The sequence below is a fragment of the Pseudomonas sp. 50_B genome (genome assembly GCF_017491625.1).
Taxonomy (GTDB): domain Bacteria; phylum Pseudomonadota; class Gammaproteobacteria; order Pseudomonadales; family Pseudomonadaceae; genus Aquipseudomonas; species Aquipseudomonas danubii.
Window position 1 is genome coordinate 450237 of the sequence record NZ_JAFGYX010000002.1, and the last position, 19979, is coordinate 470215.

The following is a 19979-nucleotide window of genomic DNA, read 5'->3' on the forward strand; positions in this document are numbered from 1 at the left end:
CAGCCAACGATGAAAACTGACACTCTCAGTGATAAAAACTCACAGACATTACGCCGACGCCTGCCGCCCCTCGGCGCCTTGCGCTGCTTCGAGGCAGCGGCACGCCTGGAAAGCTTCACCCAGGCCGGCGCCGCCCTGCACCTGACCCACGGCGCCATCAGCCGCGCCGTGCGCGCCCTGGAAGAGGACCTGGGCACGGCGCTGTTCGAACGCCGCAGCCACCGGGTATTTCTGACGCCGGCCGGAGCCGAACTGCTGCACAGCGTGACCCAGGCCCTGGACCTGATCGAGAACACCGCCAGCCGCCTGCGGGCACCGGACCCCGAGGCGCCGCTGGTGCTGTCCTGTGAACCGACCCTGCTGATGCGCTGGCTGATTCCACGCCTGCCGGCGTTCCAGGCCGCTCACCCGAAAATATCGATCCAGTTGCTGGCCGGCGGCGGGCCTTTCTCGTTCAACGCCGGCATCGACCTGGCGATCCGCCGCAACGATTTCGCCTGGAACGATGAAACTCAGGCCCACTGGCTGTTCGACGAAGCCATTGGCCCCGTGTGCCGGCCGGACAAACAGGCTGACTGGACCCCTTCGCCAGACGGCCAGCCGACCCTGGCGGAACACGCCCCGCGCTTGCACAGTGCTACCCGGCCGCAAGCCTGGGAGCACTGGCTGCAACAGCAGCAGCTGCCCGCCTCCCTGGCTCTACAGGAGCAAGTCTTCGAGCATTTCTACTTCAGCCTGCAAGCGGCGGTGGCGGGACTCGGGCTGGCCATCGCCCCCCGGCAACTGGTGCGCGATGATCTGGCTGGAGGATTGCTTTGCGCCCCTTTCGGCTTCGTCGCCGACGGCAGCGCCTATTACCTGTTGTCCGCCCAGGCGATCAGCGACGCTTCGGCGGCCGGTCATTTGCTGCGCTGGTTGCGTGAACAGGCCCTGGGCTAAACCCCGGGGGCGGGCAGCGGCCCCAGCGCCGGATCTTCGCCACTGAGCAACTGCACCAGGGCCAGGGCGCCCTTCTGCAGTGGCCGGTTCTTCAGCCACACCGCATGCACCGGCAACGACAAGCCGTTGTCGAGGTTCTTGAACTTCAGCCTCTGCAAGCGCCCTGCCACCAGCAGCGGCTGGATCACCGACAAGGGGAAATTGCCCCAGCCGATGCCGGCTTCCACCATGTGCAGGGCCATGGCCAGGCTGTCGGTGCGCCACAACGACTCGCCCACCAAGGGCCGCGTATCGCTGATGGGCAAGTCGCGGCTGGCCACCACGACCTGGCGGAACCGGATCAGCTCCTCCAGGTACAACGAGCCATCGCTGGCCACAAACACCGGATGTCGCGGCGAGATACAGGCAATCACCCGCTCACTGCCGATGTACTGGAAATACTCCAGGGCATTCACGCTCAAGCCGGCAAAGGCCACGCCCACACTCACTCGCCCACTGTGCAGCAGTTGCAGCACATCATCCTGGGGGGCACTGAGCACCTCCACCTCCAGCAGCGGATAGCGCTCGGCAATCAGCTTGATGGCGGCCAGCACTCGCTGCTTGTCGATGTCATCCACCACGGCAATCGACAGCTTGCTCTCCAGGCCCAGGGACAGCTCGATGGCGTGCACCTGCAACTGCTTGAGCTGGTCGGCGATCAACCGCGCATGGGGCGCCAGGGACAGGGCCAGGGGCGTCGGCACCGGCTCGCGATGGCGGCGATCGAACAGGGCGTAACCCAGTTCAGCCTCAAGGTTGGCAATGCCCATGCTGACCGCCGAGGGCACCTTGCCCAGGAAGCGGGCCGCCGCAGAAAAGGAACCGCGCTCGAGCACGGCGAGAAACAACTGGATGCTGTCACTGGAGAAATTCATGGAGGGCAACCTATCAATAAAACTGAAAGCTTCCGACTTTTTCTGTCACCACTATTGAAGCTACCTTTCGCGCCCTGCGCCAGTCCAGCTCTGGCCATTGCCATTCAATACCGAGGAATTTCCATGCAAGGCGTGAAACGCAAACTGGTCTACGTATCCCTGTTCGAGGTGTTCGGCATGACGTTCTCGGCCCTCGGCCTGGCCCTGCTGTCCGGCACGTCCCCCAGCAGCACCGGGCCGCTGGCCGTGGTCATCACCAGCATCGCGGTGACCTGGAACTTCATCTACACCACGCTGTTCGAGCGCTGGGAAAGCCGTCAGCCCTCGCGCACCCGCACCGTCAAGCGGCGCATCGCCCATGCCGTGGGCTTCCAGTTGACCCTGATCGTGTTCCTGATCCCGCTCATCGCCTGGTGGATGAACATCAGCCTGGTGCAGGCCTTCCTCCTGGACCTGGCGCTGATCCTGTTCATCCCCTGCTACACCTTCGCCTTCAACTGGCTGTTCGACCGGGTCTTCGGTCTGCCGGCTTCGGCCCTGCCCGATCCGGCCTGAAGCTGGGCAAAACACCCCTGGAGGCAATTTGGCCGTCGCCGAGAACCTGGCTCGCTGATAGATTCCCATCGCCAACCTGTGCCACGAACAAGGAAGCGTCATGGGAACCCCCTGCAGAATTCTCGGTAAAGCCTCGTCCATCAACGTCAGGAAAGTCTTGTGGACCTGTGAAGAGCTGGACCTTTCCTACCAGCAGGAAGATTGGGGCAGCGGCTTCCAGTCGACCCACAGTCCCGAATTTCTCGCCCTCAACCCCAACGCCCAGGTCCCGGTGCTGATCGATGATGCCGGGGCCCTGTGGGAGTCCAACAGCATCTGCCGCTACCTGGCCAACCTGCACCCCGGCAGCGGCCTGCTGCCCATCGCCCCGCGAGCCCGGGCCCTGGTGGAACAGTGGATGGACTGGCAGGCCACCGAACTCAATCCGGCCTGGAGCTACGCCTTCATGGGCCTGGTGCGCCAGCATCCGGATTGCCAGGACAGCCGGCGCATCGGCGCCAGCCTGCTGGCCTGGAACGGCAAGATGGCGATCCTTGAACGGCAGCTTGAGAGCACCGGGAACTATGTGCTCGGTGAAGACTTCAGCCTGGCGGATATCGTCCTTGGCCTCTCGGTCAATCGCTGGAAGATGACCCCGATGGAACACCCGGACTTCCCCGCCGTGGCCGCCTACTACGAACGCCTCAGCCTGCGTCCGGGCTTTGTGCTGCATGGACGTAACGGCACGCCCTAGCCTGCCCCTTCTCAGCCCACCGGAGATTCGACATGGATGGACTCAACGTACTACTGACCGGCGCCTGCGGCAGGATCGGCAAAGTGTTTTTCCAGGGCTCCCAGGAGCGCCATCGCTTCACCCTCACCGACCGCGTCGAACCGGACTTCGACATCCCGGCGCCCCACCGTTTCGTGCGCCTGGACCTTGATGACCCGCAAGCCATCAGCCGCCTGCTGCCGGGGATCGACGTCATCGTGCACCTGGCCGGCATCCCCCACGCCACTGCCGGCTTCGACGAACTGCTGCCCAACAACATCCTCGCCACCACCTACCTGTTCGAGGCCGCAGTGAACGCCGGTTGCCGGCGCCTGGTGTTCGCCAGCAGCGCCCAGACCATCGAAGGCTACCCGGTGGACCGGCAGATCACCCCGGGCATGCCGGTGATGCCAGCCAACCTGTACGGTGTGAGCAAATGCTATGGCGAAGCCCTGTGTGCCTTTTATGCAGCCCGGCGCGGGCTGTCCTGCATCGCCCTGCGCATCGGGGCATTCGAGGACCCGCAACACCACGAACTGACCACCACCCGCGACCTGAGCGCCTGGCTCAGCCCTCGGGACGCTGTGCAACTGCTGCAGCGAGCGGTCGAAACCCCTGGGGTGCAGTTCCTGATCGGCCATGGCATATCCAACAACCGCTTCAAGCGCCTGGATCTCAGCGAAACCACCAAGGTTCTGGGGTACGAGCCTGTGGACGATGCCTTCCAGGAGCATTTCGGCATTCCCATCACTTACTGAGACGCTGATCGCCGCCCCTCGGCAAACAGGCGGGCGGCAATTGCCAGGAAGCGGCAAGACTTGTCCGCTTACTGGCCACCCGCCGAGAACAATTGCCCTAACCTATTGATATTCAATGACTAAAGTATCGGCATGGAACTTGCTAAAACTTCAGCCTAGTTCTCTCACACAGGTTCCCGATCATGTTGGTCAACGCCCAGAAATCCGTTTCGGTGCAGCCCACCTCGCGCACCGATATGGACCCGACCACCGCTGCCGCCAGCGCGCTGTACAGCGGCATGCTGCAGCAGGCCCAGAACTCCGTGACCGTGCCGACGTCCCAGTCCAGCCTGCAAGGCAATACCGTGGACGACAACGTCAATGCAGCGTTCGCCAAGACCCGTGTCCTGCTCCAGGCCACGCCGCCCGCCACCAGCACGCCACAGGCCACCAGCGCCACGGAAACCGGTGCCCTGAGCGAGTTCAAGGACTACATGAGCAAGACGCCCGAACAGCGCCTGCGCGACAGCATCCTCAAGGATATGGGGCTGACCGAAGAAGACCTGAGGAACCTGCCACCTGAACGGCAACTGACGATCAATCAGGAAATCGCCCAGCGCCTGCAAGACAAGATGCAGTTGGCCAAGGAAGAGAAAGAGGCCAAGAACAGCGCCAAGCCGATCGACGAGAAGTTCCTCGCTGCGTTGTAACAGCGCCAACAAAAAGGGTTCCCTGCACGGGAACCCTTTTTTGTATCCGAAGGAAAACCGCGGCTACAGCTGCAAGGTCGAGTTGAACTGGCTGATGGCATCCACCACATGCCTTGAGCCCTGCTGAATCTCCAGGATCACCTCCCCCGCCTCATTGGCCAGCTCGACCCCCAGTCCGGTACGACTCAGGCTCGACTGCATGCTGGTGACCGCGCTCATGGACAGGTCGTGGTTCTTGCGCACCACCTCGACGATCTCCACCGTCGCCTGGCTGGTGCGTGCCGCCAGGCTGCGTACCTCGTCCGCCACCACCGCGAACCCCCGTCCATGCTCGCCGGCCCGGGCCGCCTCGATGGCCGCATTGAGCGCCAGCAGGTTGGTCTGGTCGGCAATCCCGCGAATGGTCTGGACTATGCTGCCGATGATCTCCGATTGTTTGCTGACCGCATCAATGCTGCGGGCGGCTTCGTTCAGGTCGTGGGAAATCTGCTGAATGATCTCCACCGTCTGTTGCACCACCTCCGAGCCTTTCTGGGCGCAGGCATCATTCTGCACCGAGGTACTGTGGGCCGATTCGGCGGCAGATTGCAGGGTGGTTACTTGCTGGGTGATATCGCTGGCGAACTTGACCACCTTGTACAAGCGCCCCTTGGTGTCGAACAGCGGGTTGTAGGAAGCCTCGAGGAACACGGTCTGGCCGTACTTGTTTTCCCGCTCGAAACGGTGGGAATGGTATTCACCACGGTTCAACGAGGCCCAGAACTGCTTGTACTCGGCAGACTCGGCTTCAGAGCGATGACAGAACATGCTGTGGTGCTGACCGAGTATTTCATTCAGGGAGTACTGCATGGTCTTGAGGAAGTTGTCGTTGGCGGCAACTATCTTGCCATCGGGGGTGAATTCGATGATTGCCATGGAGCGGCCAATGGCGTTCAACAGACTCTGGTTTTCATGTTCCAGATGGATGCGCTCGGAGATGTCCGAAGCCACCTTGATCACACTCTTGACCTGACGCTCGGCATCGAACACCGGCATGTAGCTGGCTTCGAGCCAGATCTCCTGGCCGCGCTTGTTCAGCCGCAGGAAGGTGCCGCTGACAGGTTCACCCCGGGCCAGATCACGCCACAACTTGGCGTACTCCTCACTGCGGTAGAACGCTTCCTCGCAGAAGATCCGGTGATGCTTGCCGCGTATTTCTTCCGCGGAATAGCCCATTGCCTTGCAAAAGTTTTCGTTGGCATCGAGCACGATGCCATCGGGAGAGAACTCGATCATCGCCATGGAATGGCTGATCGCCGCCAACTTGGCATTGGCCTCGGTCAACGCACAATTAAAGCGCTCGATCTCCAGAAGGTCTGCCTTGTGATGTAGGTTAAACATAGTTGTATCACCTTCAACGCTGTCTTTTGATTGACGGAAGTTTCTAGTCTTTCAACTGATCCACCACAACGTTCCATTAACAGGGCAAGCGCCTCTCTCCATATGAGAAAGGAAGTGTCAGGTGACAAATGATGTTTAATCGGAGAGTCCATGTTGCAACGCTCTTATCAAGCCATCCTTTTCTTGAGGACCCGCTGTCGGGTCGGACCTAACAAAGAAAAGAAATTCCATCTAATTAATTACTCCTGATCCTGCGGTGCCTCTAAATGCGCACTCTCGTCTTTATTCATGAAGTCAATTTCGTGCCCGGATGAACATTCCACAAACAGCCGTTATAAGACTGAAACATCACGAGACAGTGGTTGAAAAAGCGACCGATACGCTTTTTCACAATTAAGCATAGACAGACGCCGACTCTATGCAAGGTCACCAGTCATTCTGTTTTCACAACTTTTAAATGCCTCTCAAGCCTTCGCGAAAAGTCTCAATCAAGGCATAAACATGACTCGCCAGGAACCGCCCGCCGACTAGGCCCGAGCGAGCATCTGCACAAAGGCCTGAACCAGTCCGTTCGACTCCCGCCCCGGCGCCGCCACCAGGGCGAACTGGCGCTCGATCGCGCAACTCAGAGGCAGCACCCGCAATCCCTGGCGCTGTTCAGGCAAGGTGCTCTCGGGCACCAGGGTCACCCCCAAACGTTCACGCACCAGGCTGAATGCGCTCTTCCACTCGCGCACTTCGATCCGCACATCCGCCAACGACACTCCAGCTTCAAGCGCCAGGCTGCGGGCATTCACCGAGCAGCCGCCAGTGGCCAGGACAAAAGGCTGCGCCAGCAAGACTTCAAGCTCGATGGTCGGGGCCTGCCAGGGGTGATCCTGGGGCAGCACGGCCACCCACGAATCGACACCCAGCAACCACGAACGACGCTCGGGAGGCGGATTCAGTACCACTCCCAGATCCACCAGTTGCGCCTCCAGCAGGGCCTCGACCTCATCATCGCTGACCTCCAGCTGCACCACCTCAATCCCCGGGTGCAGTTGCTTGAAACGTCGCAGCACCGGTGGCAGGAAGCTCGCCAGGACCATGGGAAAGCCCGCCAGGCGCAAACTGCCCTGGAGGATGCCCCGGGCCGTGTCCACTTGCCGGCGAACCTGGGCCAGGGCTCCGAGCATCACCCGCGCCTGCTCCAGCACCTGTAGACCGATTGCCGTGGGCAAAGCCTGGCGGCTTTCCCGGATGAACAGTTGCACGCCCAGCATGTCCTCCATCTGGGCCAAGGCCTGACTGGCCCCGGACTGGGTCATGCCCACCTGTTCGGCGGCCCGGGTGATGGTGCCGCACTCGGCGATTGCCACCAGCAAGCGCCAATGCATCAGGTTCATCATGGCAGTAGCTATCCTTATGGCCATTTTCTGAAAGATTAATTTTACCCATGCCAGTGCTGCCCCGACACTGGCTCGAACATCAACCAGAGACCTGCCGATGAAACTCTACTACGCCCCTCAAGCCTGCTCCCTGGCCTCCCATATCGTGCTGCGGGAACTGCAACTGCCGTTCGACGCCATCCGCGTCGACAATCGCAGCAAGCGCACCGCCGACGGCCAGGACTTCCTCACCCTCAACCCCAAGGGCTACGTGGCCGCCCTGCAACTGGACAACGGCGAAGTACTCACCGAAGGCCCGGCGATCCTGCAATACCTGGCAGACCTCAAGCCCGAGGCCGGATTGGCGGCGGCCAATGGCAGTTGGCAACGGGTAAGGCTGCAGGAAACCCTGAACTTCATCACCAGCGAAGTTCACGGGATCATGGGTTGGCTGTTCAACCCAGGGCTCGATTACAGTGTGAAGGAGGTGTTCCGGCAGAAGCTGTTCAAACGCTTTGCCCTGCTGGAGCAGACCCTGGAGCGCCAGGATTATCTACAAGGCGGGCAGTTCGGCATCGCCGATGCCTATCTGTTCACCGTGCTGCGCTGGACTGCGCTGTTTGCCATCGATCTGGGAGCCTGGCCGGCATTGGCGAAGTTCCAGGCCCGGGTCGAGCAGCGGCCGGCGGTGCGGGAGGCATTGGCGGTGGAGCTGGCTTAGGTTCGAAACAGCAAATGGAGAAGTCGCGCTGAACAGGCAGAACCCGCGCCTGCCTTTTCAGAAGGGATAAAACGAAGCCCGCGTTGCGGGCTTCGTCAAATTGATCAATGGCCGAAGATGTTCACTTCGGTTTTCTTGGCCTTTTTCTCGGCGCGCTTCTCGTCTGCGCTCTTTGCCGGTTTCTTCTTGGCATTCTTCTTGGCGTTCATACCTTTGGACATGATCTTTACTCCACTGCTGCGGGATAGGACTCAGGTATAGCACCTATAGCGGCCGGGGGTTCCTTTATAATCCGCCGCTCCCTGTTGCAATCCCGGAAAGCCATGTCCAGCCTCCAGATCTGCCTCCTTGCCGAGGCCGCGCGTCCCTTGCTGAACAAGTTCTATCGCCAGCACCAGTCGCCCATGCGGGCCTCGTCCGCAGGCCAGCTCTGGGTGGCCAGGAACGAGGGGATCGTCGCCGGGATGAGCCTGACCCCGGTGGCCCAGGGGCATTGGCTGACGGGTTTGTTCGTTGCCCCCGAGCACCGCGGCCAGGGGCTGGCCGGACAGTTGGTGGAGCGGGCGCTGATGCAGGTCGAAGGGCCAGTCTGGCTGTTCTGTCACCCGGACCTGGAAACTTTGTATCAGCGCATGAGTTTTTCCACCGCTACCCAATTACCCCAGCCGCTGGCCGAACGGCTGGCTCGCTATCAACGCAGCAAGCCGCTGCTGGCCATGGGGACCGACAGCGTTCGCCCGGGTCCGTAGGCTTGGGTGTTACGCGTCAGCGTTGGGATCGAGGTCGGGAAACAGCACCTCGGTGAAACCGAACTTGCTGAAATCACTGATCCGCGATGGGTACAGCCGCCCGATCAAGTGATCGCACTCATGCTGCACCACCCGGGCATGAAAGCCCGAGGCCACACGCACGATAGGCTCGCCCTTGGGGCTGAAACCTTCATAGCGAATGTGCTGGTAGCGCTGCACCGCGCCCCGCAGCCCTGGCACCGAGAGACAACCTTCCCAGCCCTCTTCCAGTTGCGGACTCAAGGGCGTGATCAAGGGGTTGATGAGGATGGTCTGAGGCACTGCCTCCGCCTCCGGATAACGTTCGCTGTGCTCGAAGCCGAAGATCACCAGTTGCAGATCGACACCGATCTGCGGTGCTGCCAGGCCAACGCCACCGACACTTTCCATGGTCTGGAACATATCGTCGATCAGTTGCCACAGCTCGGGGCTGTCGAACATCTCGGGCGCCACCGGGGGCGCAATACGCAGCAGGCGTTCATCGCCCATTTTGAGGATTTCACGGATCATGTTCAGGCTTCGTCAGTGGTCGGATGGCGCGAGTGATCCCGGCCCAGTCCCGATACGTGTTGTTTATCGCCGGGCCCGTCAAAGTCCTTTTCGCCAGGTTCCTTGCCTTCGGCCGACATGTGTTCGATCACCGCGTTCATCTCCGCCCCCAGCAACAGCACTGCAGCAGAGATGTAGAAGTACAGCAGCAACACGATGATCGCGCCGATACTGCCATACATGGCGTTGTAGTTAGCGAAGGTTTTCACGTAGTAGGCAAAGCCCAGGGACGCGACAATCCAGACCACCACCGCCAGCACCGAGCCCGGCGTGATGAAGCGAAACTTCTGCTTCACATCGGGCATCACGTAGTACATCAAGGCCACGGCCACCATCATCAGCAGCACGATCACCGGCCAGCGCAGGATGGTCCACAGGGTGACGATGAACTCTTCCAGGCCCACCTGACCAGCGAGCCAGGTCATCACCTGGGGCCCCAGTACCATCAGGGCTGCCGCGGCCAGGAGCATGCCGGCAATGCCCACGGTATAGAACACCGACAGCGGAAAGCGCTTCCAGATCGGCCGGCCCTCGACCACATCGTAGGCTGCGTTCATTGCGCTCATCATCAGGCGCACGCCCGCCGAGGCGGTCCACAGGGCGATGACGATACCCACGGAGAGCAATCCGCCCTTGGACTGTTGCAATTGATCGATCACCGGATTCACCTGCTCCAGGGCCTGGGGCGGCAGCACCAATTCCGATTGCAGGCGCAGCCAGGTAAAGAAGTCCGGCAGATGCAGGAAACCGATCAGGGCAATGAGAAACAGGATGAAGGGGAACAGCGAGAACAGCATCTGGTAGGCCAGCGCCGAGGCATAGGTGGACATCTCGTCCGCGATGAATTCATTGACCGTGCGGATCAGCACACGGTGCAGGGGCAAACCTTTGAGGTCCGGAAAAATCATAGCGTCTCCTTTCGCCGCAAAAAGGTTGAAGTCGATGGCGACTCAGGGGGCGTTTTCTACAACAAATTAGCCTAGTTGGCGAACCGCAACCATTCGCACGGGCTGATTACCGTTGCTCCGCAGCAACACACATGAAAACGGCCATCCGTGGATGGCCGCTGCGTTGAATCATCGAGGGCCCCGTATTCAGGCCTTGTCGATGGTCTTTTTCACTGCATCCTTGGTCTTGCCAAGGGCTTGCTGGGCTTCGCCTTTCTTCTCCTGCAACTTGCCCTCTGCCTGCAGTTTGGTGTTGTCGGTGGCCTTGCCGACACCCTGCTTGACGTTGCCGATGGCTTCGTTGGCCAGACCTTTTGCCTTATCTGCTGTGCTGCCCATGGTATTTCTCCGTAGAACATTCATTGATCAAACAAAGAGGATTTGCGTCGTTACCCAAGGTTGACTCGTGGCCGTTGCGCAGAGTTTCAATTATTTTTCGTCAGGCATTTCATCGCAGGCCCGAGGTTGCCCTTTATGTTTGTCGGGCAACCCGGGAGAATGCTCGACCTGTTCAGGCCAAGCACTGAAGATCCAATCCCCGTAGGAATGTTATGAAACTCGATAAAAAGCAGGCCATTGCCCGTAGAAACCAGGAACTGGGCGGTGCGGTGCTGGGCGTCAACAACTGCCATTTCGCGGAGCTGAACCGCAACCGCAATATCTGGTGGTTCGATATCCTGGTGACCCGTCTGGCCATTGGTCAGTACGAATGGGTGCACCTGCTGCTGCACACCCCGGACACCAACCAGTTGCTGCACCTGAAAGTGCCGACCGTGTTCCTGCGGGAAAATATGGAAGGCCTGGTGATCCGCAATGAAGGCAAGCGCAAGGCCGCCCTGAGCCTGGAGTTGAGTGCCGACAAGGACTCCTTCCTCAAGGACGTGCGCCCGGCCGGCACCGGCGTGAGCTTTGCCCAGTTCCAGCAGTAAGCCGGCACAAGTTACCAGCCCATGAAAAAGCCCCGCACTGGCGGGGCTTTTTTGTGGACGCTGCGGCTTACTTCTTCACGCCGAGCTTCTTCAACTCTTCGTCACGCAGTTCACGGCGCAGGATCTTGCCGACGTTGGTGGTCGGCAGCGCATCGCGGAACTCCACGGCCTTGGGCACCTTGTAGCCGGTGACATTGGCGCGCATGTGTTCCATCACCTGCTCCTTGGTCAGGGTCACGCCTGGCTTGGCGACGATGAAGATCTTGATGATCTCGCCAGACTTCTCGTCCGGTACGCCGATCGCTGCGCACTGCAGGACCCCCGGCAGGGAAGCCAGGACGTCTTCCAGTTCGTTGGGATACACGTTGAAACCCGAGACCAGGATCATGTCCTTCTTGCGGTCGACGATGCGGATATAGCCGTCCGGCTGAATCAGGGCGATGTCACCGGTCTTCAACCAACCGTCGCTGAGGACTTCGTCAGTAGCGTCCTGACGCTGCCAGTAGCCCTTCATCACCTGCGGGCCCTTCACGCACAGTTCACCCACTTCCCCCAGGGGCAGTTCGTCGCCCGCGTCGTTGATCACCCGACACAAGGTCGAAGGCACTGGAATGCCGATGGTGCCGATCTGGATGTTCTGGATCGGGTTGACCGTGGCCACCGGACTGGTCTCGGTCATGCCGTAGCCTTCACAGATCGAGCAATTGGTGACCGACTTCCAACGCTCGGCGGCCGCCAGTTGCAGGGCCATGCCCCCGGACAACGTGACTTTGAGCGCGGAAAAATCCAGTTTGCGGAACGCTTCGTTGTTGCACAGGGCAACGAACAGGGTGTTGAGACCAACAAAACCGCTGAACTTCCACTTCGACAGTTCCTTGACCATCGCCGGCAGATCCCGCGGGTTACTGATCAGGATGTTGTGGTTGCCCATGAGCATGATGGCCATGCAATGGAAGGTGAACGCATAGATGTGGTACAGCGGCAGCGGAGTGATGAGGATCTCGCAACCTTCATTGAGGTTGGAGCCCATCAGCGCCTTGCACTGCAGCATGTTGGCCACCAGATTGCGATGGGTCAGCATCGCCCCCTTGGCCACGCCGGTGGTACCGCCGGTGTATTGCAGTACCGCCACGTCGCCGCTGGCAGGGTTGGCTTCCTGTACTGGCTGGCCGTGGCCCTTGCTCAGCACCTCATTGAACTTGACGGCCTGGGGCAAGTGATAAGCCGGCACCATCTTCTTCACGTACTTGACCACACTGTTGATCAGCACACGCTTGAAGGTGGGCAAAAGGTCCGCCACTTCAGTGATGATCACGTGCTTGACCGAAGTTTTGGGGACCACGGTCTCTGCCAGGTGGGCCATGTTGGCCAGGCAAACCAGAGCCTTGGCTCCAGAGTCGTTGAACTGGTGCTCCATCTCCCGCGCGGTGTACAGCGGGTTGGTGTTGACCACGATCAGGCCGGCGCGAATAGCACCGAACACCGCAATCGGGTATTGCAACAGGTTGGGCAACTGCAGGGCGATTCGATCGCCAGGCTGCAAATCGGTATGCTGCTGCAGGTACGCGGCGAAGGCCCCAGACAGTTCGTACAGTTCACCGTAAGTGATTGTCTTGCCGAGGTTGCTAAAGGCCGGTTTGTTAGCAAAACGTTGGCAGGACTGCTTCAACACCGCCTGAATATTCGGATACTCGTCAGGATTGATATCGGCAGCAATCCCAGCTGGGTACTTATCCTTCCAAAAGTCTTCGATCATGGAAGCCCACTCCTCAGCAACGCGAATTCATCACCGCATTTGATGCGATTATTATTTGTCTGTGTTTTTTATTGGTGTCTATTGTTGGTGAGTCTGGCTTTTACTTAGGCCGAGAAGTCACAAAGCGCGCCGAGAGTAGCAGCTTTGGAAAAGGCCGCCTAGAGCCAAAAAATGCCTCAATAGTCACATTTATGACTCAAGACATTCTAATAGTCATTTTTAGAGTAAAAATTCTACAACCCTGAATTCCGCTCTGGCACGGGCCTTTGCGCCCCCAGAATGCATCGCGGGCAAGCCCGTTGAGCCAACAGGCTTGCCCGCGATGGAAAAAGCCAGGGATCAGGCGATGTCGCGCAGCTCGCGACGCAGGATCTTGCCCACAGGCGTCATCGGCAGAGACTCACGCAGCACGATGTGCTTGGGCACTTTGTACCCCGTGAAATTCTCCTTGCAGTAGGCCTTGAGCTCTTCAAGGCTGACCCCCGCCTCACGAGGCACCACAAACAGCTTCACCGCCTCGCCGGAACGTTCGTCCGGCACCCCGATCACCGCGCAGTTGGCGACCTTGGGGTGAGCCATGACCACATCTTCGATCTCGTTGGGGTAAACGTTGAAACCCGAGACGATGATCATGTCCTTCTTACGATCAACGATGCGCACGAAACCATCGGGATCGATCACTGCAATATCGCCGGACTTGAACCAACCCTCGGCATCCAGCACTTCGGCCGTGGCTTCCGGCTTGTTCCAGTAGCCCTTCATGATCTGTGGTCCCTTGATGCACAGCTCGCCACGCTCGCCCAGCGGCAGCTCGGTGCCCTGGTCATCGATGACCTTCAAGGTGGTGCCCGGCACTGGCAGACCGACCGTACCCAATCGCGAGCGGTCGCCATAGGGGTTGGTGCAGGCCACCGGCGAGGTTTCGGTGAGGCCATAACCTTCGGTGATCCGGCAGCCGGTGAGTTTCTGCCAGCGCTCAGCCGTAGCCTTGACCAGGGCCGTGCCACCGGAGTTGGTCAGCTTGAGGTTGGAAAAATCCAGGTTCTTGAATTCCGGGTGATCCATCAGGGCCACGAACAGCGTGTTGAGCCCCAGCAAGGCGGAAAAACGCCAGTTCTTCAGCTCCTTGATAAAGGCGCCGATATCCCGCGGATTGCTGATCAGCACGTTGTGGTTGCCCGTGACCATCATGCACATGCAGTTCGCGGTGAAGGCATAGATGTGGTACAGCGGCAGCGGCGCGATCATCACTTCCTGCCCTTCACGCCACTGGCTATGACCGTCGGGCCCGTGCTGGCCGAGGCAGGCCCGGGCCTGCTGCATGTTGGCCACCAGGTTGCCGTGGGTCAGCATCGCGCCCTTGGCCAGGCCGGTGGTACCGCCGGTGTACTGCAACACGGCAACATCATCGAGCCCCACCTGCAGCGGCTTGATCCCCTGGCCACGCCCCAGGCGCAGGGCACTCTTGAAGGAAATGGCCTGGGGCAGGTGATAGGCCGGGACCATCTTCTTGACCTTGTCCACCACCATGTTGACCAACCAGCCCTTGGCGGTGGGCATCAGGTCGCCCATCTTGGCCTCGATCAGGAACTGGATATCGGTATCCCCTAAAACTTCCTGGACCTTCTGCCCGAAGACATTCAGGTAGACCAGGGCCCGGGCTCCTGAGTCCTTGAACTGATGACGCATCTCCCTGGCGGTGTACAGCGGATTGGTGTTGACCACCACCAGACCGGCCCGCAGCGCACCGAAGACCGCGATCGGGTACTGCAGGACGTTGGGCATCTGCACCGCAATACGATCCCCCGGAACCAGATCGGTATGGCTTTGCAGATAACCGGCAAAGGCCGCGCTGTAGCGTTCCAGCTCGGCGTAGGTGAGGGTCACCCCCATATTGCTGAAGGCCGGGCGATCAGCAAATTTCTTGCAGGAACGCTCAAACACCTCGATCACCGACTTGAAGGCCCCCAGGTCAATCTCGTTGGGGACGCCGGCGGGGCGCTTATCATTCCAGAAATCAGGTTGCATTATTCTTGTCCTCTCATTACCTGAACGGTCCGGGCCGCCTCTGTAACGCTATCAGCGGCGGGGCTCATCGGACGTTAGCAGCTATGGTGAATCAGGCAAATATGCGCAAGTGTGTCATTAATTTTATGAATCTTGCTTCCAACAGGCGTGCGCATCAGACGCACACGCGGCGATACGCTATAAAGTGCAGCGTCTTCGTGCAAAGGAATCGCCATGACCCACGACACGTTCTGGTTGACCACGAGTGATCACCAACGCCTCTTCGTCAACCTGTGGCTGCCCGAGCGCCCGCTCAAGGCACTCATCCTGCTGTCCCACGGCATGGCCGAGCACAGCGGGCGTTACGCTCGCCTGGCCGAGGCCCTGTGCGCCGAGGGTTATGGAATCTATGCCCCGGATCAGCGCGGCCACGGTAAAACCGCGGAACACGGGGTCCTCGGCCACTACGCAGACCAGGGTGGCTGGAACAAGGTCGTCGGCGACCTGGCCAGCCTCAACCAGCACATCGGCCAGCAACACCCCGGCACGCCCATCGTGCTGTTGGGCCACAGCATGGGCAGCTACATCGCCCAGGCCTACCTGCAACATCACAGCGCCAGCCTCCACGGGGCGATTCTCAGCGGCTCGAACTTCCAGCCAGTGGCCCTGTACCGCGCCGCCAGCCTGATCGCGCGGTTCGAACGCTGGCGCCAGGGCGGCCAGGGACGCAGCGCACTGATCGAGTGGCTGTCGTTCGGCTCCTTCAACAAGGCTTTCAAGCCCAATCGCACCGCCTTCGACTGGCTCAGCCGCGATCCGGCCGAAGTCGACAAGTACGTGAACGACCCGCTGTGTGGCTATCGCTGCACCAACCAGCTGTGGATCGACCTGCTCGGTGGCCTGCAACAAATCAGCAAGATTTCCAACCTGGCGCAGATCGATCCCGGCCTGCCGTTGTTGGTCATGGGCGGAGAATGTGATCCGGTGAGTGATGGCAAGCGTCTCAAGGATCTGGCCAACGCATTGCGCGAGGCCGGCAGCCAGTGCCTGCAACTCAATATCTACCCGCAGGCACGTCATGAGCTGTTCAACGAAAGCAACCGTGATCAAGTGACCCACGACGTACTGGCCTGGCTGGACCAAGCGCTGCAACACCGCCGGCCTCCACGGTCGGAGTAAGCGACGGCGCGGTCAGTGCGCTCATTTACCTGTCAGAGGATTTCAGCAACATGACCCAGGTTACCAACACCCCTTACGAAGCCCTGGAAGTCGGTCAGACCGCCCAGTACAGCAAGACCGTCGAGGAGCGTGACATCCAGCTGTTCGCCGCCATGTCCGGCGATCACAACCCGGTGCACCTGGATCCCGAGTTCGCCGCCGCCACCATGTTCAAGGAGCGCATTGCCCACGGCATGTTCAGCGGCGCCCTGATCAGCGCCGCCGTGGCCTGCGAATTGCCTGGGCCGGGCACCATCTACATCGGTCAGCAGATGAGCTTCCAGAAGCCGGTGAAGATTGGCGACACCCTGACCGTACGCCTGGAAATCCTTGAAAAACTGCCGAAATTCCGCGTCCGCATCGCCACTCGCGTGTTCAACCAGCGCGACGAGCTGGTGGTGGACGGCGAAGCCGAGATCCTCGCCCCACGCAAGCAACAGACCGTGACCCTGCCGACCCTGCCGGCCATCACCATTGGCTAAACCGCGCCCCACGTAATCCTCCAGGAGCCGGCTTGTCGGCGAAGGCTTTGCTCGTCATGGCTTGCGCCAGCAAGCCGTCTCCTACCGTCCACTGCCCTCCTCGACCTGCACGCTGGCGGTCATCCCGGCGCTCAGATTGATGCCTTCAGGCACCTTGTCCAGCTTGATCCGCACCGGAATCCGCTGGGCCAGACGAACCCAGTTGAAGGTCGGCTCCACCTCCGCCAGCAATTGCCCGTCAGGGGTGGCGTTGCGGTCGGTGATCCCCCGGCTGACGCTTTGCACATGGCCCGGCAGGGCATTGCCGGCACTCATCAGCCAGACCTTTACCGGGTCGCCGACCTGGATTCGCGGCAGCTTGGTTTCCTCGAAATAAGCCTGGACGTAGAACGTCGAATCATCGATCAGCGCCATCACTGGCTGCCCGGCATTGACGTAGTTACCCTCGGCCAGGCGCAGGTTGGTGATATGCCCGTTACGGGGCGCGCGCACCTGACTGCGGGCCAGGTTGAGCTCCGCGACCTTGGCCTCGGCCTGGGCCTGACGCAGTTCGCCCCGGGCTATGCCGGCGTTGATCTGGGCGTTCTCGCGCAGCTCGGCACTGATGGCCTGGGGACCCAGGGCCGCACGGCGACTGGCCTCGTGCTCGCGCAGACTCAATTGCTGCTGACGGGTCTGAACCACGGCCTGGGCCTTTTCCAGGGCCGCCTCGAACCGGTCACGGTCGATGCTCAGCAACAAGTCTCCGGCCTTCACGGGCTGGTTGTCCGCCACCTTGAGCTCGCGCACCCAGCCGGATACGTCCGGGGCCACGATCACCACGTCGGCGCGAATCCGCGCGTCCCGGGTCCAGGGCGTCAGCATGTAGTACTGCCACAGGTGATAACCGGCGAAGATCGCCACCGCCACCAGGCACAGGGTAAATACGACACGTACGGGTGTACGCATAATCAACTCCTTATAAAGGTCCCAGGACCACAGTGATCACCGTCAATACACAGACGTACAGGGCACAATCGAACAGGGCTTCATGCCAGATCCAGCGCCCCAATCCGGTGACTCGCACCAGCACTCGCAGCACGCCGGTGACCACCAGCGCCAGCACCACGTAAATCAGAAACGGGCTGAGCAGCACCCCGCCCAACGACCACTCACGCAGCCCCATGACTGTCCTCCTGCTGCCGGCACCAACTGCGCCAGCTGTTTTGCAATTGCAGCACCGCCCCCTTGGCCAGTTTCAACGCGTCACTGGGTGGCTGCTGGTCCAAAGCGTCGAGCAAGGCCGCACTGGGCGCCACCAGCGCTTCCTGTCGATGACCGGCCGGGCCCTGTTCAAGGATGCGTTGCAACTGCTCGAAATACTCACGCTGCGCCGCACTCACCGGCACCTGGGCCACCGCCAGGCTCAGGCGCAGGTGCATCAGTTCATCGCCGACGTCCAGGCCCAACAGGCCATCGTCCCAGCGACTGCGGGCCTGTTCCGGCAGCTCCGGATAATGCCGGGCCAGTTGCAGCAGGCGATCAGCCATGCGCCCGCCGAACCAGCTTTCCGCGCCCCGCAGGTTGCGCCGAGTCAAACGCACCAGATCACTCAAGGTCGCCGCCAGCAGGCGCCGGCCATGCCAGGCCGGGTTACGCAGAATCAGCAGATGGAAGGCCAGTACCGCGGCGCCCACCCCCAGCACCATGGCCTGGGCATTGTTGAAGAAGCTGGCGACATCGAAATTCATGCGGTTCATCGGCGAAATCAACACGATGAAATGCAGGCAGAACGAAGTGGCAGTGGCGCCTATCTGTGGCTTGGCCATGCCCAGGGCGCCGAAGAACAGCGGCACGCCCATGGCCATGGCCAACATCGCAAAGCCGCTCCATTGGGGCAGGAGGATCTGCCCCACCAGGAACGCCGCAGGAATCGCCAGGAAGATTCCGCGCATGAAGCTCATGCCAATCTGCGCGCCGTTCTCACGGCTGGCAAACAGACTGCAGACCACACAGGTCAGGAGCATGGCCCCGGAAGCAGCAGGCCAGGCAGTGGCCAGCCAGAAGCTGGCCACCGTGAGAAACGCCAAGGCACTGCGGGCACCGAATACCAGGGCCAGCGACAGATCACGATGGGGAGTCAGGGTTGCCGGTTGCTCCACCGGCGCCCACCCCTCCTGCACCGCGTCCAGGGCCTGGGTTGCCGCCAGGGCGGTATCCAGCAACAACGCAAAACGCGCCAGGCAAAAGCTCTGCGCCGGGCTGATCTGAAGCTCATGGAACGCTTCCTGCAGGCGCGGCCGCAGCGCTTGCAGACCAGCCTTGTCGGCCGCCGCCAGGGCTTCCTGAACCCGATCCATCCAGGGCTGCAGTTGCCGGGCTTCGTCGGCGTCCAATTGTTTCCACTGGCGCCGCACCGAACGGGAGATCCGCAACAGCATCAGCAGCTTCTGGCTCAGGCCACTGATGGCCCGGGCCCGCTGGCGCCCCGATGGCCCTTCGAACCAGGCGTGTTCGCGCTGGGAGTCCACGGCGACGATGCGCCCGAGAATTTCCAGCAGGCCCTTGCGCGCCATGGCATCGCCGGCCAGGGTGGCGCGAGCGGCCTGCATGCCACTGTGCCAGGCGCTGCGGGCCTGATCCGCCAATTGCCGCTCTACCCGCATCGGCCAGATCAGGGCACTGCTGGCGGTGGCGCAAATGATCCCCAGGGAGATCTCCGTGCAACGGGCCACGGCCTGATCGAACACGGTCAACGGGTGACTGATGGCGGGCAAGGCGATGATCGCCACGGTGTAGCCCGCCAGCACGAAGGAATAGGACCAGGCACTGCGCAGCAGCGTGGAACTGGCGGTACACAACCCCAGCCACAGGGCCAGGGCCAGCAGGAACAACCAGGGCGTCTGGGCGAACAGGCCCATGAACAGCACCGACATAAGGGTGCCAACCAAAGTCCCCAGCAGCCGGGCCAGCCCCTTTTGCAGCACCATTCCGGACAACGGCTGAGCGACGATGAACGCGGTCATCAGGGCCCAGGCCGGCTGCTCCAGGCCCCAACGCAACGCCAGCCACAGCGCCAGGCCGCCACCCAGCAGCGTCTTGATCGCGAACTGCACGGCAGGAAGGCTGGGAGCAAGCAAGGCCTGCAAGGTAATGGGCACGAACAAGGACTCTCGGAAGGACTGAATAACCATAGTCGGGATCGCCACGAGTGGGCGCGAGCTAATTATTAGCTAGCTAACTAATTCCC

Annotated in this window: 21 protein-coding genes; 10 read left to right on the forward strand and 11 right to left on the reverse strand. The window is 60.9% G+C overall.

All coding sequences use genetic code 11. The features are described 5' to 3' along the window. Positions 1-9 precede the first annotated feature (9 nt). Positions 10-939: a LysR family transcriptional regulator gene (locus J5M73_RS05220; protein WP_102860629.1), complete on the forward strand. Its 930-nt coding sequence runs from the start codon at positions 10-12 to the stop codon at positions 937-939. On the opposite strand, the gene J5M73_RS05225 is transcribed toward J5M73_RS05220, so the two are convergent. Continuing rightward, positions 936-1853 (reverse strand): LysR family transcriptional regulator, encoded by a 918-nt coding sequence (locus tag J5M73_RS05225; RefSeq protein ID WP_102860628.1) that lies wholly within the window; start codon positions 1851-1853, stop codon positions 936-938. The genes J5M73_RS05220 and J5M73_RS05225 overlap by 4 nt on opposite strands. Before the next feature lie 123 nt (positions 1854-1976). Between J5M73_RS05225 and J5M73_RS05230 the strand changes: the two genes are divergently transcribed. From J5M73_RS05230 to J5M73_RS05245, 4 genes are all read left to right on the forward strand, one after another. Continuing rightward, positions 1977-2408, forward strand: coding sequence for a PACE efflux transporter (locus J5M73_RS05230; protein WP_102860627.1), 432 nt, complete (start codon positions 1977-1979; stop codon positions 2406-2408). A 100-nt stretch (positions 2409-2508) separates the two neighbouring features. Beyond that, positions 2509-3141 (forward strand): glutathione S-transferase, encoded by a 633-nt coding sequence (locus J5M73_RS05235; RefSeq protein WP_102860626.1) that lies wholly within the window; start codon positions 2509-2511, stop codon positions 3139-3141. Positions 3142-3173: 32 nt separating this feature from the next. Next, positions 3174-3917, forward strand: a complete 744-nt coding sequence (locus J5M73_RS05240) for an NAD(P)-dependent oxidoreductase (RefSeq protein ID WP_102860625.1) — start codon at positions 3174-3176, stop codon at positions 3915-3917. 182 nt (positions 3918-4099) lie between these two features. Beyond that, positions 4100-4606 carry a hypothetical protein gene (locus J5M73_RS05245; protein WP_102860624.1) on the forward strand — a complete coding sequence of 169 codons (507 nt, stop codon included), beginning with the start codon at positions 4100-4102 and terminating at the stop codon, positions 4604-4606. Positions 4607-4669: 63 nt separating this feature from the next. Here the strand turns inward: J5M73_RS05245 and J5M73_RS32040 are convergent, their stop codons facing one another. Next, complete coding sequence (locus J5M73_RS32040) at positions 4670-5986, reverse strand: PAS domain-containing methyl-accepting chemotaxis protein (protein WP_102860623.1); 1317 nt, start codon at positions 5984-5986, stop codon at positions 4670-4672. Between the two features lie 527 nt (positions 5987-6513). Further along, positions 6514-7374, reverse strand: a complete 861-nt coding sequence (locus J5M73_RS05255; RefSeq protein ID WP_102860622.1) for a LysR family transcriptional regulator — start codon at positions 7372-7374, stop codon at positions 6514-6516. A gap of 97 nt (positions 7375-7471) precedes the next feature. Here J5M73_RS05255 and gstA point away from each other — a divergent pair, with 97 nt between their 5' ends. Next, positions 7472-8074: a glutathione transferase GstA gene (gene gstA, locus J5M73_RS05260; protein WP_102860621.1), complete on the forward strand. Its 603-nt coding sequence runs from the start codon at positions 7472-7474 to the stop codon at positions 8072-8074. Positions 8075-8397: 323 nt separating this feature from the next. Continuing rightward, positions 8398-8823: a GNAT family N-acetyltransferase gene (locus tag J5M73_RS05265; protein ID WP_102860620.1), complete on the forward strand. Its 426-nt coding sequence runs from the start codon at positions 8398-8400 to the stop codon at positions 8821-8823. Positions 8824-8832: 9 nt separating this feature from the next. Here J5M73_RS05265 and def read toward each other — a convergent pair whose 3' ends face one another. The 3 genes from def to J5M73_RS05280 all read right to left on the reverse strand — a co-directional run bounded on the left by def (position 8833) and on the right by J5M73_RS05280 (position 10697). After that, complete coding sequence (gene def, locus J5M73_RS05270; RefSeq protein ID WP_102860619.1) at positions 8833-9372, reverse strand: peptide deformylase; 540 nt, start codon at positions 9370-9372, stop codon at positions 8833-8835. Between the two features lie 2 nt (positions 9373-9374). Further along, positions 9375-10319 carry a YihY/virulence factor BrkB family protein gene (locus J5M73_RS05275; RefSeq protein ID WP_102860618.1) on the reverse strand — a complete coding sequence of 315 codons (945 nt, stop codon included), beginning with the start codon at positions 10317-10319 and terminating at the stop codon, positions 9375-9377. Positions 10320-10505: 186 nt separating this feature from the next. Continuing rightward, positions 10506-10697, reverse strand: a complete 192-nt coding sequence (locus J5M73_RS05280; RefSeq protein ID WP_102860617.1) for a CsbD family protein — start codon at positions 10695-10697, stop codon at positions 10506-10508. A gap of 212 nt (positions 10698-10909) precedes the next feature. Between J5M73_RS05280 and J5M73_RS05285 the strand changes: the two genes are divergently transcribed. Further along, positions 10910-11287 (forward strand): hypothetical protein, encoded by a 378-nt coding sequence (locus J5M73_RS05285; RefSeq protein ID WP_102860616.1) that lies wholly within the window; start codon positions 10910-10912, stop codon positions 11285-11287. A 67-nt stretch (positions 11288-11354) separates the two neighbouring features. Here J5M73_RS05285 and fadD1 read toward each other — a convergent pair whose 3' ends face one another. Together fadD1 and fadD2 are read right to left on the reverse strand one after the other, a co-directional pair. Beyond that, on the reverse strand, positions 11355-13043 hold the full coding sequence (gene fadD1, locus J5M73_RS05290; protein ID WP_102860615.1) for a long-chain-fatty-acid--CoA ligase FadD1: 1689 nt from the start codon (positions 13041-13043) through the stop codon (positions 11355-11357). Between the two features lie 339 nt (positions 13044-13382). Further along, complete coding sequence (fadD2, locus tag J5M73_RS05295; RefSeq protein WP_102860614.1) at positions 13383-15071, reverse strand: long-chain-fatty-acid--CoA ligase FadD2; 1689 nt, start codon at positions 15069-15071, stop codon at positions 13383-13385. Between the two features lie 213 nt (positions 15072-15284). On the opposite strand from fadD2, the gene J5M73_RS05300 reads away from it, so the two are divergent. Together J5M73_RS05300 and J5M73_RS05305 are read left to right on the forward strand one after the other, a co-directional pair. After that, positions 15285-16229, forward strand: coding sequence for an alpha/beta hydrolase (locus J5M73_RS05300; RefSeq protein WP_102860613.1), 945 nt, complete (start codon positions 15285-15287; stop codon positions 16227-16229). A gap of 50 nt (positions 16230-16279) precedes the next feature. Next, positions 16280-16750, forward strand: coding sequence for a MaoC family dehydratase (locus J5M73_RS05305; RefSeq protein ID WP_011062855.1), 471 nt, complete (start codon positions 16280-16282; stop codon positions 16748-16750). An 81-nt stretch (positions 16751-16831) separates the two neighbouring features. Here the strand turns inward: J5M73_RS05305 and J5M73_RS05310 are convergent, their stop codons facing one another. Genes J5M73_RS05310 through J5M73_RS05320 form a run of 3 tightly spaced genes read right to left on the reverse strand, consistent with a single transcriptional unit; the run spans position 16832 to position 19890 of the window. Further along, on the reverse strand, positions 16832-17698 hold the full coding sequence (locus J5M73_RS05310) for an HlyD family secretion protein (protein WP_102860612.1): 867 nt from the start codon (positions 17696-17698) through the stop codon (positions 16832-16834). Between the two features lie 10 nt (positions 17699-17708). Continuing rightward, positions 17709-17915: a DUF1656 domain-containing protein gene (locus tag J5M73_RS05315; RefSeq protein ID WP_102860611.1), complete on the reverse strand. Its 207-nt coding sequence runs from the start codon at positions 17913-17915 to the stop codon at positions 17709-17711. After that, entirely contained in the window at positions 17902-19890 is a 1989-nt protein-coding gene (locus J5M73_RS05320) for an FUSC family protein (RefSeq protein ID WP_207815071.1), read from the reverse strand. Before J5M73_RS05320 ends, J5M73_RS05315 begins: the two co-directional genes overlap by 14 nt. Positions 19891-19979 lie beyond the last annotated feature (89 nt).